23 protein-coding genes and 4 pseudogenes are annotated in these 12,725 nt (G+C 56.1%); 25 read left to right on the plus strand and 2 right to left on the minus strand.

Features of this window, described 5'->3' with window-relative positions; genetic code table 11:
• The first annotated feature begins 7 nt into the window (after positions 1–7).
• From ACTBDU_RS02380 to ACTBDU_RS02500, 25 genes and pseudogenes are all read left to right on the plus strand, one after another.
• Positions 8–160 carry a hypothetical protein gene (locus tag ACTBDU_RS02380; RefSeq protein ID WP_438805423.1) on the plus strand — a complete coding sequence of 51 codons (153 nt, stop codon included), beginning with the start codon at positions 8–10 and terminating at the stop codon, positions 158–160.
• A 186-nt stretch (positions 161–346) separates the two neighbouring features.
• The gene (locus tag ACTBDU_RS02385) at positions 347–721 is read left to right on the plus strand and encodes a hypothetical protein (protein ID WP_438805424.1); all 375 of its coding nucleotides are present in this window, start codon (positions 347–349) and stop codon (positions 719–721) included.
• Positions 722–838: 117 nt separating this feature from the next.
• Positions 839–1,501, plus strand: a complete 663-nt coding sequence (locus ACTBDU_RS02390; RefSeq protein WP_438805425.1) for a phage tail sheath C-terminal domain-containing protein — start codon at positions 839–841, stop codon at positions 1,499–1,501.
• Between the two features lie 11 nt (positions 1,502–1,512).
• Entirely contained in the window at positions 1,513–1,671 is a 159-nt protein-coding gene (locus ACTBDU_RS02395) for a hypothetical protein (RefSeq protein ID WP_438805426.1), read from the plus strand.
• Between the two features lie 18 nt (positions 1,672–1,689).
• The gene (locus ACTBDU_RS02400; RefSeq protein ID WP_438805427.1) at positions 1,690–1,881 is read left to right on the plus strand and encodes a hypothetical protein; all 192 of its coding nucleotides are present in this window, start codon (positions 1,690–1,692) and stop codon (positions 1,879–1,881) included.
• Positions 1,882–1,884: 3 nt separating this feature from the next.
• Positions 1,885–2,091, plus strand: coding sequence for a hypothetical protein (locus ACTBDU_RS02405; RefSeq protein WP_438805428.1), 207 nt, complete (start codon positions 1,885–1,887; stop codon positions 2,089–2,091).
• A 290-nt stretch (positions 2,092–2,381) separates the two neighbouring features.
• Positions 2,382–2,726, plus strand: a complete 345-nt coding sequence (locus ACTBDU_RS02410) for a hypothetical protein (protein ID WP_438805429.1) — start codon at positions 2,382–2,384, stop codon at positions 2,724–2,726.
• Positions 2,727–2,968: 242 nt separating this feature from the next.
• Positions 2,969–3,298: a hypothetical protein gene (locus tag ACTBDU_RS02415; protein WP_438805430.1), complete on the plus strand. Its 330-nt coding sequence runs from the start codon at positions 2,969–2,971 to the stop codon at positions 3,296–3,298.
• Between the two features lie 56 nt (positions 3,299–3,354).
• A complete protein-coding gene (locus tag ACTBDU_RS02420) occupies positions 3,355–3,954 on the plus strand; it encodes a hypothetical protein (protein ID WP_438805431.1) in 600 nt (199 codons plus the stop codon).
• A 169-nt stretch (positions 3,955–4,123) separates the two neighbouring features.
• On the plus strand, positions 4,124–4,339 hold the full coding sequence (locus tag ACTBDU_RS02425; protein ID WP_438805432.1) for a hypothetical protein: 216 nt from the start codon (positions 4,124–4,126) through the stop codon (positions 4,337–4,339).
• The gene (locus ACTBDU_RS02430) at positions 4,339–4,863 is read left to right on the plus strand and encodes a DNA circularization N-terminal domain-containing protein (protein WP_438805433.1); all 525 of its coding nucleotides are present in this window, start codon (positions 4,339–4,341) and stop codon (positions 4,861–4,863) included. Before ACTBDU_RS02425 ends, ACTBDU_RS02430 begins: the two co-directional genes overlap by 1 nt.
• A gap of 70 nt (positions 4,864–4,933) precedes the next feature.
• Positions 4,934–5,179 carry a hypothetical protein gene (locus ACTBDU_RS02435; RefSeq protein ID WP_438805434.1) on the plus strand — a complete coding sequence of 82 codons (246 nt, stop codon included), beginning with the start codon at positions 4,934–4,936 and terminating at the stop codon, positions 5,177–5,179.
• Positions 5,180–5,286: 107 nt separating this feature from the next.
• Positions 5,287–5,511 (plus strand): hypothetical protein, encoded by a 225-nt coding sequence (locus ACTBDU_RS02440; RefSeq protein ID WP_438805435.1) that lies wholly within the window; start codon positions 5,287–5,289, stop codon positions 5,509–5,511.
• 115 nt (positions 5,512–5,626) lie between these two features.
• Entirely contained in the window at positions 5,627–6,139 is a 513-nt protein-coding gene (locus tag ACTBDU_RS02445) for a phage baseplate assembly protein (RefSeq protein WP_438805436.1), read from the plus strand.
• A 200-nt stretch (positions 6,140–6,339) separates the two neighbouring features.
• Positions 6,340–6,444: a hypothetical protein gene (locus tag ACTBDU_RS02450; protein WP_438805437.1), complete on the plus strand. Its 105-nt coding sequence runs from the start codon at positions 6,340–6,342 to the stop codon at positions 6,442–6,444.
• Positions 6,445–6,501: 57 nt separating this feature from the next.
• On the plus strand, positions 6,502–6,744 hold the full coding sequence (locus tag ACTBDU_RS02455; RefSeq protein ID WP_438805438.1) for a hypothetical protein: 243 nt from the start codon (positions 6,502–6,504) through the stop codon (positions 6,742–6,744).
• Positions 6,745–6,864: 120 nt separating this feature from the next.
• Positions 6,865–7,008, plus strand: coding sequence for a hypothetical protein (locus ACTBDU_RS02460; protein ID WP_438805439.1), 144 nt, complete (start codon positions 6,865–6,867; stop codon positions 7,006–7,008).
• A complete protein-coding gene (locus ACTBDU_RS02465; protein WP_438805440.1) occupies positions 6,996–7,205 on the plus strand; it encodes a hypothetical protein in 210 nt (69 codons plus the stop codon). The genes ACTBDU_RS02460 and ACTBDU_RS02465 overlap by 13 nt, the downstream gene beginning before the upstream one ends.
• Positions 7,206–7,229: 24 nt before the next feature.
• Positions 7,230–7,388: a hypothetical protein gene (locus ACTBDU_RS02470; protein ID WP_438805441.1), complete on the plus strand. Its 159-nt coding sequence runs from the start codon at positions 7,230–7,232 to the stop codon at positions 7,386–7,388.
• A 12-nt stretch (positions 7,389–7,400) separates the two neighbouring features.
• Complete coding sequence (locus ACTBDU_RS02475; RefSeq protein ID WP_438805442.1) at positions 7,401–8,345, plus strand: baseplate J/gp47 family protein; 945 nt, start codon at positions 7,401–7,403, stop codon at positions 8,343–8,345.
• A complete protein-coding gene (locus tag ACTBDU_RS02480) occupies positions 8,342–9,328 on the plus strand; it encodes a hypothetical protein (RefSeq protein ID WP_438805443.1) in 987 nt (328 codons plus the stop codon). Before ACTBDU_RS02475 ends, ACTBDU_RS02480 begins: the two co-directional genes overlap by 4 nt.
• Positions 9,318–9,590, plus strand: coding sequence for a hypothetical protein (locus ACTBDU_RS02485; protein WP_438805444.1), 273 nt, complete (start codon positions 9,318–9,320; stop codon positions 9,588–9,590). Before ACTBDU_RS02480 ends, ACTBDU_RS02485 begins: the two co-directional genes overlap by 11 nt.
• 264 nt (positions 9,591–9,854) lie before the next feature.
• Positions 9,855–10,475 (plus strand): annotated as a pseudogene (locus ACTBDU_RS02490) (phage tail protein); the annotation flags it as partial.
• Positions 10,476–10,697: 222 nt separating this feature from the next.
• Positions 10,698–11,063, plus strand: a pseudogene (locus ACTBDU_RS02495) (tail fiber assembly protein).
• A 1-nt stretch (position 11,064) separates the two neighbouring features.
• A pseudogene (locus ACTBDU_RS02500) lies at positions 11,065–11,817 on the plus strand (DNA adenine methylase).
• Between the two features lie 160 nt (positions 11,818–11,977).
• Here ACTBDU_RS02500 and ACTBDU_RS02505 read toward each other — a convergent pair.
• Positions 11,978–12,109, minus strand: a pseudogene (locus ACTBDU_RS02505) (GNAT family N-acetyltransferase); the annotation flags it as partial.
• Between the two features lie 140 nt (positions 12,110–12,249).
• Positions 12,250–12,672, minus strand: coding sequence for a hypothetical protein (locus ACTBDU_RS02510; RefSeq protein ID WP_438805445.1), 423 nt, complete (start codon positions 12,670–12,672; stop codon positions 12,250–12,252).
• Positions 12,673–12,725: the final 53 nt, after the last annotated feature.

The following is a 12,725-nucleotide window of genomic DNA, read 5'->3' on the forward strand; positions in this document are numbered from 1 at the left end:
GGCGACAATGACCCTGACCGGCTGTTTGCCGACTATCAGGGACGACTGGATAACGCCGTGGCCGATACATGAGCGCACCGGGCTGGCGTATCACCTTGATGATCCGCCAGCAGTTGTTGCGCAGGATATCGTGACCACAAGGGCAAAAGACCATGATTGATGTGATACCAAGGGGGACGCATGAGCATTGATGCCGTGATACCAACGCTAACCTATAAACCCGCCTATTATTCCAGGTTTAACACCACCCTGGCGTCGCGGGCGCTGGCCACCAACGACCAGACCGCTGGTAATACTGGCCCAGCGCACCACCACGCCGGACACGGAGACACTAACGCCGGTAAACGTGTTCAGCGATGAAGAGGCTGCCAGCCTGTTTGGTCATGGCTCCCAGGCGCATCGCATGGCGCTGGCCGCCATCCACGCCAATGACACCCTGCAGCTGGCGGTGGTGGGGATACCGGACAGCGAGGCTGGCGTGGCGGCCACCGGCACACTGGGACTCAAGGGCAGCGCCGGCGGCACCGGGCAGGTGCGCCTTGGCGTCTGCGGCGAAACCGTCGCCATTGCTGTCGCCAGTGGCGATATCGCCGGGGCGCTGATGGTGAGCCTGGTGGAGGTTATCAACACCCTGGACGCACTACCGGTGACGGCGGCGATGGCGGATATCCCGCCGCCGTCACCCGGCGGTAAAAGTCTCGGCAAGCAGCTGGTGTGCTGACGGCGCGCAACAAAGGGGCCTGTAGTAACCAGATTGGCGTGACCGTCACGGTCAGCGCACCAGGTGTCACCGCTGCGCTGACGTCGATGCGCGGCGGCGAAGGCGACCCCGCACTGGATGCGCTGCTGGGCGTCGTTGGCTGGAACGGTACGCTGTCAGGTGACACGGCGCTCACGACCGACATCAACGCGGCGCGTCTCACCCTGGGCTTGGTACCACGGCTCAATGCTGCCCAAGGGCGAGCTAGCGGCGATATATGCCGCCATCATCGCCAGCGAGTCCGACCCGGCACGCCTGCTCAATACCCTGGCGTTACCCGGTGCGGACATCACGCCACAGGACAAATGGCCAAGGCGCCGCGAGCAGGAAACCGCGCTGGCCAACGGCCTGACACCTTTTGAAGTGAACGGCAGTCAGGTGCAGATTGTGCGGGCGGTCAGCACTTATGTGAAAAACAGCATGGGCGTGACCGACCGTTCGCTGATGGATATCACTATCCTGCGCTCGCTGGATTATGTGCGCCTGGCCTGCCGTGCCCGTATCACCCAGCGCTTCCCTCGTGAAAAACTCAACGATATCCGCCTGCAGCGTATCCGCTCCGAGCTGCTCGATGTGCTCTACGCCCTGGAGCAGCTGGAAATCGTTGAAAACGTGGACGCGCATAAGGAGCACTTGACGGTAACGCGCAGTCGGCAGGACTACAGCCGCGCCGATGCGAGTATCCCGGCGATGGTGGTACGCGGCCTGCGTGTGTTTGCCACCACCATTTATCTTTTGTAAAGGGGGCCCGTATGGCACTGGAATACACCGGCGCGGTGGTGCTGGAGATTAACAGCACTGAGGTTGAGGTGACTGAGTTTAGTCCGCGCGCGAACACAGGCAAGCAGCTGGTCAAGACCATGAACTTCACCGGGCGCGCCAAGGGCTACACCCAGGGGATTGCCGCCTAAGAGCTGTCCATCACCGCCGTGATGCCGGTTAACAATACCCTGCACTGGGAAAAAATCTCGGGCGCGAAACTGACGCAATACCCCCTCAGCGGCGGCAAGCGCATCACCTATCAGGGTGTGTTTGTCACCGAGGTGGGCGAACAGTATACCATTGATAATGAGGCACGTATCATTATTAGCGTTTTTGCACTGAACAAGGTTGAGGAGTAACCCATGGCATTTACCCACAGCGCTACCTTACCGATAGGCGTGTTTTATAAAAATCAACGGCACCGTGATTTTACCGTGCGGATCAGCACCATCGGCGACGAGATCGCCCTGGTGGAGGAGGGTATCCCGGACTCGGGCACCATAGTGGGTGCCCTGGCACGTTGCATCACCGAGCTAAACAGTATCCCCGCAGAAGAGATTCACCTATAGGCTTCTCTGCGATACGCTGGTTTCTGAGGATTTCAAAGTACTACGGGATGCCCAGCTTGAGGCGAAAAAAAGCTCAGCGCGCTGAAGCCCGCCTGCGCGACTACTGTTTTGCCCTCGCCCGACTCGGACAGTACGGCATCAGCGCGGCCCGCGCCCGCCACCTTGACGCTGTAGCCCTAGGCGGGCTGCTCAACGCTATCGGGCGTTTGGAAAACCCCAGGGGCTGGCGGAAAAACAGGACCATCAAAAGCCTGCGCAGACGCCCTCCCTCAGCCAAACGGACGTAACCCATGGCCCGTGAATTTGATACCCAGCTACACTTTGGCGTCAAGGACAGCGCGACGCTGAGCATTCGCCGTCTGTCGGAGCAATTTCGCCGCCTGAGTCAGGCGCGGGAAACCCTGGGACTGCAGGGCGAGCGTCATCTGCAGCGGGAAATTCAGCGTACCCAGGCGGCCTATCAGCGCCTGGCGCGCAGCGGCACCCTGTCGGCCAGCGAGCAGGTGCGCGCCTATGACAGGATGCAGACCAGCATTGCCCGGCGGCGTCAGGAGATGGCCGGGCCGAGCGCCAGCAACGCAGCTGGCTCAAGAGGACGCTATCCCTTGGCTCCGGGCTTGGTCGCGGGGCCATGACCCTGCGCCAGCCCATCACCCGCTAGATGGACTACGATGCGCACCTGCGCAAGCTGGCCAAATTTGCCTACCGCAATGGATAACGCGAGTGTGCGCGAGGCGGGGGCCTGACAATCATTGACCAGCACATTCGCGCCGCCACGCACGCCGGCGGCGGCACCCCGGCCCGGCCATGGAAGCGCTGGAAATCATGCTGCGCTCCCTGCCGAAGGAAAAAGCTTTTTCCTAATCTGCCGAAGGTGATGAAAAACGCCACGGCCACCCGGGCTGAGCTCAAAGAAATGGTGCTGCTGCAAAATGCGGCGGTCAATTTTAACCTCAGTGAGCGCGACAGCTGCATCGCCCTAAATGGGGCCAACACAGCGGCGCAACACGCTCTGGTGGATGTGCCGCTGCTGGCCTTGGCTATGCCGCGCGCACTCGAGGCCGCCAAGTCGGCAGGCTTCCACGGGCGGCGGGCTATGCCCAGACCCTGGCGCTGTTTGAAGCCGCCGGCTCAGTTGCCGGTGAGCCGGATGAGGCTGCCACCAACGCCAACGATTTACTGGCAGAGCTGTCCTCTACCAACCTGAAGAACAACGCTAAAAATCTGCTTATCCGGGGCAAGGGTGTTGATATCCAGGCGCTGATGACCCAGTATGCGAAAGCCGGCCTGACGCCGCTCGATACGCTGGACCGGGTGATACACCTGACAAACAGACACGATGCGCAAACGAAAAAACTGCGCAACAAGCTGGCCAATACGCGCGATCCAGAAAAGCGGGTTAACCTGGAAGCGGCGGTTGAAGAGCGCCACGGTGCCCATGTCTCGACCCTGCCGACCAATCAGCAATCGCGCAATGCGTTTTATGGCTATGGCCGCAGCCGGACGATGTTCCGACAGCTGAGCGATGAGGTGGTCAAGCAATTTGAGACGCCGGATGGGGCGAGTTCGGCCGATTTGAATTTTAGCCTGGTCAGAAAAGGCAGCCAGTTTCGCGTTCAGCAGGCAGAGAATGAAAAACTCTTTGCCACCAACGAGGCCGTGGCCCCGGTCTCTCAAGTGCTGGGCGACGTGGCCGAAAGCGGGGCCAGACTGGCACAGGAATTCCCGGGTCTCACCACAGCGGCAACCCAGGCGGCGCTGGTCATTACCGCGCTAGGTGCGGCGGCAGCCGTCAAGACCGGCGCGGACCTGCTGCTGGGCAAAGGCGGTGGCTCGCTGACCAGGGCCGCGGCGGCCTGCTGAAAGGCGCAGCCATAAAAGCCGGGGGGCTGCTAAAGGGCATTCCCCTGCTGGGAACCGGCCTGATGGCCTGGCAAGGGGGCAGGACTTTCCGCTCATACAGCTGCAGCGCGGCAAGGATAAGGCGGCTGAGGCACAGGCGCGCGGGGCTATACCGCCCAGCCCGGTGCCGGTGCCGATGCCGTCTGTCGGCGCGTTGGATATGCTGGACGAGATAAGTCGCTGGCTGGCGGGAAGTCGCGCTTCGCCGCGTGAGGCGACATCAGCGACGGCGACCCCGGCCACCACACCGCAGCCCCCCGCCGTGAATGTCAGCGTCACGCTGAACGGGCGCGAGATTGCCACCGCCGTGGAGACGCGGCTGGCGCGTGACGGGAGACGACACTGATGGCTGACACTATTTATCCACCGGCCGGGCAGCTAGATGTCGATATGCTGCTGCCGGCGTCGTTCCGGGGTATCGCCTTCGATTGCTTCTACACCCGCGAGGTGCTGGCCCGCGACACGGTGGTGTATGAATACCCCTGGCGCGACGGGGCGGAGGTGGGAGACCACGGGCTGAAAGCACTGAACCTGCGCCTGCCGGTGCTGTTCTGGGGCAACGGCTACCAGGCGCGCCTCAGGGCGTTTCTGGCGGCGCTAAACCCCCGGCCCGGTGAGCTACTTCACCCGGTGTATGACTCGCTACGGCGCGTGCAGCTGCTGGAAGCGGGCGTTGAGCACGAGGTAGCGCCGCTTAACGCGGTGACCGTGGAGCTGGTGTTTGTCGAGGCCAGCACCGAACAGGCACTGTTTGCGCCGGTCAGTACCACCCCACGCACCGGCGGCCTGCCGGACCATGTCACCGCCGGGCTGTCGGACGCACTGGCGACCATCCGGCGCGGCAATGGAAGGTATCGCCCGCATCAGTAATCTGGTGGCCTCGGCGGAGTATGTGGTGCAGGCGCTAGCCGACGAGGTGTAGACCTCGCTGGGCAGCGTGATGAACTACCTTGATATGCCCACGGCGTTTGTCTTTGACCTGAAAAAGCTGCTATCCACTTTCAGTGACCGGTTGAATTTTAGCGAGGTGCCGCGGCTGTCAGACTGTCTGGCGGTGCGCAGTCAGGGCGAACGGCTGGCCGGGTTTGCCGAACGGCGGGTGACTGCCAGCGCTGCCGGCGGTCAGGGTGGCGTTTTTGCCTCCACCCTGAACCGCGGCCAGCATTATGCCGCAGGCCGACCGTGAGCTGATTAACCAGACCGTGCGCCTGGCGACGATAGCGGAGTGAGTTGACATGACGGCGGATATCTTTCAGGCGGAAGAGGAGCCACCGACGCTCTCCGGCAGTGATATTGAACGCCTGTCTAAAGGAGGTGCGCGCGTTAATCATGACCGCCATCGTGACACGGCGCACCGTGATGGACACCCGGCAGTGTACAGCGCACCAGGCCCGTGACGTTACACCCGACGCCCGTAACGACAGGCGGCTTATCGCTGCGTTGCAGCAGCTGGCCTACCAGCTGCAGAGCCAGGCCCGCACCCCGATAGTGTGCCGTCCGTCGCGCGTTTTGCGGTAGGTCGCCCGAGCGTGCAATCTGCATCTGCTGCCCTTTGAATGGTACGGCGAGGCCGCGTGTGCCAGCAAACTGGCTCGATTAGATCCCAACGCGCTACAACCCGGAGACCGTCTGTATGCCTTCGCCCGTTAACACTACTGAGCGCATCGCCCTGCAGATTGGCGGAGTAGCCCATGATGACTGGCTGGATATTGAAGTGGACGCTGACTTGCTGACTCCAGCGGCGGGCTGGGCGTTCACCGTCGGGCTAAGCCAGGCCCGTCTACCGCCGGAAGTCAGGGTGGGCGCACGGGCCGAACTGCATGCCGGTGACGCGCTTATCATGACCGGCCAGGTGGATGAACTGCGCCACGAGGTGGCGCGCGGGCAGCATACGCTGAGCGTTTATGGGCGCGATGCGGCCGCCGTCCTGGTTGACTGTTCGGCCCCGATATTCAGCGCCCGGGACATGAGCCTGCAGGAGGGGGTCCACCCAGATAGTGCGGCCGCTGGGCGTCACCCGCATTCTTCTGCAGGCCACCTCGCCGCCTGGCCGCCAAAAAAGTCAGCATTGACCCCGACGATATCGCCTGGGGCGCGCTGCAAGGCAGCGGAAGCCAGCGGGCTTGTGGCCCTGAATGAGCGCTGATGGCCCACTGGTGCTGGGCGGACCGGATCACAGCCCTCTGCCGGTGGATACGCTGATGTTGCGGCGCGACGGTTAGGGCAATAACCTGCTGCGCCTGGCGGTGAGCGAAAATATCAGCAGCCGTTACTCCGAGATGACGGTACTGGGTCCAGGGGGACGGCAGCGCACAGGGCGACGGCCGCCATGACCACCGCAGCCAGGTGAAAGATAAGACCGTTCCGCTCTACCGACCCCTGGTGACGGTGGTGGGTGGTGCCGACGGCGATGAAGGAGGTGCATTTTCGCGCCCGGAAGCAAACGGGTGAGCAAGGTCAAGGGCCAAAAAGATGCAAAAACGTTATGGCAAAGCTGGGAGCAGATAGATGGCTGACCTGATAGCACACATCGACCAGCGTATTCGCCGTGCCCTGGGCGGCCGTCCCCGCCATAGTGTCGTGATTGCCACAGAACACAGCACCTACCGGCTGCAAGGGCTGGCAAACGGCGAGGTGGCGCGCTTTGTGGGGGATATTGAGCATCAGAGCGGCATTACGCAGCGCCGAGGTGGAAGTCAACGGCATCCGACAAAATGGACACAGGCACCCGACACCTTCCGGGCTGTCTGACGGACCGGTTAACGGCTAAGGTAGCGTCGCGGCTCGCGACGCACACCACCATACTAGTTATAGTTACCCTCTACGCCCGCGTCGCTCCTCCAGCCCTGTTCCCTACCTTACCCTGAGGCCATGGACGCACTGATTGACAGTCAGACCGGTGATTACACCGACACTCGCACCACTGACCTGCATAACGCGTTCTACCTACGCCTGATGACGCCGCGCGGCAATATTTGGCTGACCCACAGCTGGGGTCACGTTTGCACGAACTAGCGCGGGCCAAAGACTCGGCCATCACCCGGCGACTGGCCCAGCAATATGCTGAACGGGCACTGCAACCACTTTGCTGGCCGATAACCACGCCCGCCGCATTGACGTCCGGGTCAGCCGTCCGGCACAAGGTGACCTGCGGCTGCATATCGACGTCGTGGCCGCCAACGGCAATTTGCAAACCTTTACTCACCCGGTAAAGGTCATTTAAACGGAATATCACCATGGCGCACAGCCCCCCCCATACCGAGATTGCCGACACGCTCTTGCGCAATATCCGCAACCAGTTGCCGGACGCCGATACCGGTTCCGACAGTGACTACGCGGTGCGCGCGAACGCCATTGCCAGTGCGCTGCAGGGGCTATACCAGCACCAGCTGTAGATAGTGCGGCAAATGTTCCCGGACACCGCCGACCATGACTATCTGGTAATGCACTCCCGCACGCGCAACCTGACGCCGAAAGCAGCTACCCCGGCCGGCGGCGAAGTACGCCTGACCGGCAACTCCGGCGCAAACATTACCGGCCTACTGCAATTGCGCCCCACCGGTAGCCGTCAGTGCTACCAGACCACCGCGTCGGGCACGATAGACGCAGCGGGCAGCCTGACCTTGCCCGCCCGCGCGCTGCAAAGCGGTACCCATGGCAGTCTGGCGGACAATGCGCCAGAAACGTTGCTGATGGCCCCAGCCGGTGTTGACAGCAACGTCACTATCACCAGCATGGTCGGCGGCAGCGAGGCCGAATCCGACGCCGCCTTGCTGGCACGTCTGCTGGAGGTGATGCGCCGTCCGCCGGCGGGCGGCAATCAATACGATTACCATCGCTGGGCGGTGTCCCTGCCCGGCGTCACCGGAGCCCATGTCTACCCGCTGCGCCGGGGCTACGGTACGGTGGATGTGGTGATAGTTACCCATAACGAACTGCCGTCGCCGGAGACGCTTAAGGCGGTGCAGCGCTACCTTGACGAGATGCGCCCGGTCACCGCGAAAAACTGTCTGGTAGTGGCCAGGATTAACGCCACTGGTGGCCTGAGCCGGCAATGCTTTATCAGCTTGGCCAAATCGCTGGGTTACCGCGTCACCATCGACGAGCCGAAGCCGTTCCGCGCCGGCATTGACCGGGCCGGCGAGCGTATCTGGGTGCCGGAGATTATCTGGCTGTGGATAGTCAATATCGGTGACGCACAAGTGCCGGTCTACCGCTTCCGCGTCGGTAGCTCGGTGGCCGGGGAAAAGCTGCTGACCTTTGGGCAAAACCTGATTGAAGGGCTGTTTAAGGACCTGAAACCCGCCCACACCCAGGTCGCGTTTAACTACAGGGAGAAAACGCGCCCATGAAGGATATTATCACGCCGATTGACAGCGAGGACGGGCTGTTTCATGATGGCGACCCGGCCGGTGACGCCAGGGGGAGCGCGGTCTGCGCCCAGTGGCTGAACGCCATGCAAGAGGCGGTCATCGATACCCAGACCGAGCAGAAAAATATTCTGGCAGCCGCCGGGATGCAGCCCAACCCGGCGCAACATAACGAGCTGTCCAAGGCCATCAAAGGGCTGATTGCGCAAGCCCGGCAGGAGAATAAAAAACGCAGCCTGCTCAGGAAAAACAACGGCGAGGATATCCCGGATAAGGCGCCGTTCGTAGCCAATCTGGGGTTAAAAAATACCGTTGAACAGGCACAAAACGCACTAGGCAAACGTACCGGTGGCACGGTTAACGGCAGTCTGCAGATCACTCATTCGGTCAATGTCGGCGACAGCGATTCAGGGCTGATTGGCAATGGCAATGGCAATGGCAAAGGCAGCGTGGCGCTATACGCCAATAACGTCAAAACCGGCGAATGGAATACCCAGCGCCTGCATTGGGTACAAGACCTTGAAGTGGGTGGAAAACTGAGCGCCAGTGGCGGAGCGATCTTTGGCAAAGCCGTCTCGCTATCCGGTGGTGGCCATCTCACGGATATTCTCCATTTTTATAACCGGGGGCAAAGCGGCAATGAGACACGTTCAAGTGAATGCCGCTATTACCCTTATCCAGGCAATCCCATGAGCACGGAATTTTACGGTGCCGATGTAGTGGGCAGTCATTATGAACATCGCCTTATCCTTATTATTAATCGCGGTGGCGGTAACATTAAGTCGTTTGTTTTTAAGAATGATAGTAGCGCTTATGCCATGCAGGGGCACTGGCAAAATAACTCGGACCGGCAGATAAAAAGCGATATTGCGAAAATAGAAAATGGCCTTGCAAAAATCGAAACGCCGACGGGCTATACGTATGTCCTTGCCGAACATCGTCAGGCGAGGTGTGATGGCCGATAAGCTGGAAAAGGTCCTGCCTGAGGCAGTAGGTAATTTGGGGGATTACCACAAGAGTGATGGTACCGTTGTCAAGAATGTAAAAGCCGTCGCCTATGGCAGCATGTCAGCCTTGCTGATTGAAGCAATAAAAAACCTGTCCGCGAAAGTGAAAGCGCAGCAGGCAGAGATTGAGGCACTGAAAACCGTAATGCGTTCAGCGCTGAACGTGGCCGAATCACTAGCACAGACTCAGAACATGGATAATGACGGGGGGACACCCTAAATGAAAGAGATTATTTCGCCGGTTGAGACCGCCGATGGCCTGTTCCACGATGGTGACCCCTCTACCGGTGCCGAGGGGACGGTGGTGCACGCCAAATGGCTGAATACCATGCAGGGCGCGATGATTGACACCCAGACAGAGCATAAGAATATTCTGGCTGAGGTGGGCATGAAGCCCGATGGCAGCCAGTCGGCACAGCTACTGACGGCAATTAAAGCCATTGCAACAAGTATTGCGCCAGAGATTAGTGCCAGTATTCTACTTGTCGGTGCCCCTATCGCCCGGCCGTCGAATAACATTCCTGCAGGTTATGCCCTGATGCAGGGACAGACGTTTGATAAAAGTAAATATCCGAAATTGGCAATGGCTTACCCATCAGAGATCATTCCTGATATGCGTGGCTGGATGATCAAAGGCAAGCCTGAAAACGGGCGCTCAATCCTGAGTCAAGAGCAGGATGGCGTCAGATCTCACAGTCACGGAACTGTGGTATCGGATACGGATTTAGGCATAAAAAATACCAGTATTTTTGATCATGGCAATAAAGAAACCAGCGTTTTTGATTATGGCACAAAGACCACCAGCCATAATGGCGATCATACGCATAACTATACCGCTAAAGCGCAAGCAAGTGGCGACAGTACCTAGATTCATTGCGTGGATGCTTAGGTTTCTTATGGTGATTACAATAAGACCACACATAGCGCCGGTGGGCATACTCACTCTGTTGGAATAGGCGCACACAATCATATTGTTGGCATAGGTGCTCATTTACATACTGTCGCTATTGGCTCACACGGGCATGTCGTTTCAATCACGCCAACGGGGAATAGTAAAAACACGGTTAAAAATATTGCTTTTAATTATACCGTGAGGCTAGCTTAATCATGGATTTTAATCCGTCAGACATCGCAAAAACCATTACTGTATTTAATTATCTTGTTGATAAAAAAGAATTTATTGGCAAAGACAACGCATGGCTCCCCCTGGTATAGGATTACCAGCTTACTGTAGAAACATTGAGCCACCAGAAAAAAAGATGATTTTTGCTTGGTTTTTAGTGAGAAAGAAAATAAGTGGCATCAGGTGGAAAACCACCGAGGACAAGTGGTATATTGTACAAAAACAAGACAAGCTATAAAAATAGACGCTCTTGAAGCAGTTCCTGATAACACGACGCCGTTAGCCCCAGAGGGTGATTTTTTCAAATGGGATGGTCTCGCTTGGATCAACGACCCCGAAGCGCAAAAAACGGCGGAGATCAATGACGCTCAGCTGAAGAAAAACCAGCTAGATAAGGATGCTCAAAAAATTATCCAGCTACTAGAATATGCAATTGAGACTGATATGTAGACCGAGGAAGAAAGTGCACAACTTCATGCCTGGAAAAAATATCGTGTTTTACTTAATCGCATTGATATCAATCAGGTATCTGATATTCTGTGGCCGGAAATGCCACAGCAAGGGGCGTAAAGTGCCTTCTCCGATTATTTCTTGGGTTGGAGGCAAGCGGCGACTTATCAAACATATATTGCCGCTTTCCCCGGGACACACGTGCTATGTAGAACCTTTTTGTGGCGGAGCTGTTCTGTTTTTCAGTAAAACCCCTTCAAAAGTTGAAAAGCTTAACGATATTAACGGAAAGTCAATCAATCTGTATCGTGTGGTAAAGCACCATATAGAGGAGTTTGTCCAACAATTTAAATGGGCATTAACCAGTAGACAACTCTTTGAATAGCAACACAAAACCCCATTGGATACGTTGACAGATATTCAAGGCGCCGCGCGATTTTATTATCTGCAGCATCTTGCATTTAATGATAAAGTTGCTGGACAGACGTTTGGTACTTCAGCGGCACGATCACAAGCGCTTAATCTGCTCAGGCTTGAAGAGCAGCTTTCCTTGGCGCATTTGCATTTATCGGTAGCAACAATTGAACATTTAGGTTGGCAAGTTTGCGTAGAGAAGTATGACCGCCCACACACGCTCTTTTATCTTGGTCCACCCTACTGGAAAACGCAGGGCTATGGCGTTACCTTTGCATTTGACGAACATAAGAAATTGGCACAATTAGCTCATAGCATCCAAGGAGAAATTATAATTTTTATCAATGAAATTTCAGAAATGCGTGAAGTTTTCTCCGGATTATCCCCAAAAAGCGTTTCACTGTCCTATACTTTGGGTGACAAAGCAAAAAAATCAAAAGAACTTATTGTAATGAATTAGTTGCTGCAATTTAAAATTTAGGATGGGCATGCTGTTTTAACCATTATCGACCTACAGTTAGCAAAATGATCAAATTAAAATAGTTATTATTTATATATTGTACGTACTAATTTTTAGTATTGCACCATAGAAGCTTATAGTCACGGGTCGGTGCACCGAATTAAGTAATACATTTCTTTCCAGCATGGTCGCAATAAGTACTTGCTGATGCCAAGTTAACCCACGTGAGGACAGAGCCAACCGACAGGTTGTTTGATTTTGGATCAAGGCCTGTATACACAAATTCAAATGATACCCAATCAGGAAAATCCTATTTAAAAATAAAGAGGAATGCACAAGGTTCACTATTAAAGATTAGGACATTACCTCATACCTTACCCCTTATTTTTCCTATAAATTCTCCTAAAATATCTTTATCTATAGGGGATGCCCCTACCGTAATTTTGTTAGATGACAACAAATAGCTATCAAAGCATCTGTTGATAATTCATCAATGTTTTTTACCTCACCGCCATCAGAAAGAAATTTTTTTAATTTCCTTTTTTGTGTATTTCTGAAATTAAAAGACATTTCTGTTGTATCAGGATTTTTTGCAATACAAACCGTACGGTGCGCATTAATAAAATATTGAAAATTAAAAGAATTTTCTCTATGCGTTGCGGATGAATTTTTTACCTTAGATGACAACGAAAACGTTGTATCATGTGACATTGGAAGGATTACCTTATCTCGGATAATTGGTAGACGTTCATGTCTATCCTTTGGTAGATTATTTGCGATTGATTTATCATCCCACGAACATAATGCACACCAATGGTGTTCCCACTGAGTCAGTTTTAACCTAGTACTGCTCATTGTAGAGCATTATTGAGTGAAAATAATCCAATACATCAGGGTGAACCGAAAAA

This window comes from Sodalis sp. (in: enterobacteria) (assembly GCF_051710625.1).
In the GTDB taxonomy this organism is placed as follows: domain Bacteria; phylum Pseudomonadota; class Gammaproteobacteria; order Enterobacterales; family Enterobacteriaceae; genus JBPESN01.

Bases quoted from the DNA above. Each gene is read 5' to 3' on its own strand.
- ACTBDU_RS02415 (WP_438805430.1), top strand. From the start codon at position 2,969: ATGAAAAACGCCACGGCCACCCGGGCTGAGCTCAAAGAAATGGTGCTG.
- ACTBDU_RS02445 (WP_438805436.1), top strand. From the start codon at position 5,627: ATGCCTTCGCCCGTTAACACTACTGAGCGCATCGCCCTGCAGATTGGC.
- ACTBDU_RS02480 (WP_438805443.1), top strand. From the start codon at position 8,342: ATGAAGGATATTATCACGCCGATTGACAGCGAGGACGGGCTGTTTCAT.
- ACTBDU_RS02435 (WP_438805434.1), top strand. From the start codon at position 4,934: ATGAACTACCTTGATATGCCCACGGCGTTTGTCTTTGACCTGAAAAAG.
- ACTBDU_RS02430 (WP_438805433.1), top strand. From the start codon at position 4,339: ATGGCTGACACTATTTATCCACCGGCCGGGCAGCTAGATGTCGATATG.
- ACTBDU_RS02510 (WP_438805445.1), bottom strand. From the start codon at position 12,672: ATGAGCAGTACTAGGTTAAAACTGACTCAGTGGGAACACCATTGGTGT.
- ACTBDU_RS02475 (WP_438805442.1), top strand. From the start codon at position 7,401: ATGTTCCCGGACACCGCCGACCATGACTATCTGGTAATGCACTCCCGC.
- ACTBDU_RS02410 (WP_438805429.1), top strand. From the start codon at position 2,382: ATGGCCCGTGAATTTGATACCCAGCTACACTTTGGCGTCAAGGACAGC.
- ACTBDU_RS02420 (WP_438805431.1), top strand. From the start codon at position 3,355: ATGACCCAGTATGCGAAAGCCGGCCTGACGCCGCTCGATACGCTGGAC.
- ACTBDU_RS02395 (WP_438805426.1), top strand. From the start codon at position 1,513: ATGGCACTGGAATACACCGGCGCGGTGGTGCTGGAGATTAACAGCACT.
- ACTBDU_RS02405 (WP_438805428.1), top strand. From the start codon at position 1,885: ATGGCATTTACCCACAGCGCTACCTTACCGATAGGCGTGTTTTATAAA.
- ACTBDU_RS02455 (WP_438805438.1), top strand. From the start codon at position 6,502: ATGGCTGACCTGATAGCACACATCGACCAGCGTATTCGCCGTGCCCTG.
- ACTBDU_RS02380 (WP_438805423.1), top strand. From the start codon at position 8: ATGACCCTGACCGGCTGTTTGCCGACTATCAGGGACGACTGGATAACG.
- ACTBDU_RS02390 (WP_438805425.1), top strand. From the start codon at position 839: ATGCGCTGCTGGGCGTCGTTGGCTGGAACGGTACGCTGTCAGGTGACA.
- ACTBDU_RS02460 (WP_438805439.1), top strand. From the start codon at position 6,865: ATGGACGCACTGATTGACAGTCAGACCGGTGATTACACCGACACTCGC.
- ACTBDU_RS02485 (WP_438805444.1), top strand. From the start codon at position 9,318: ATGGCCGATAAGCTGGAAAAGGTCCTGCCTGAGGCAGTAGGTAATTTG.
- ACTBDU_RS02470 (WP_438805441.1), top strand. From the start codon at position 7,230: ATGGCGCACAGCCCCCCCCATACCGAGATTGCCGACACGCTCTTGCGC.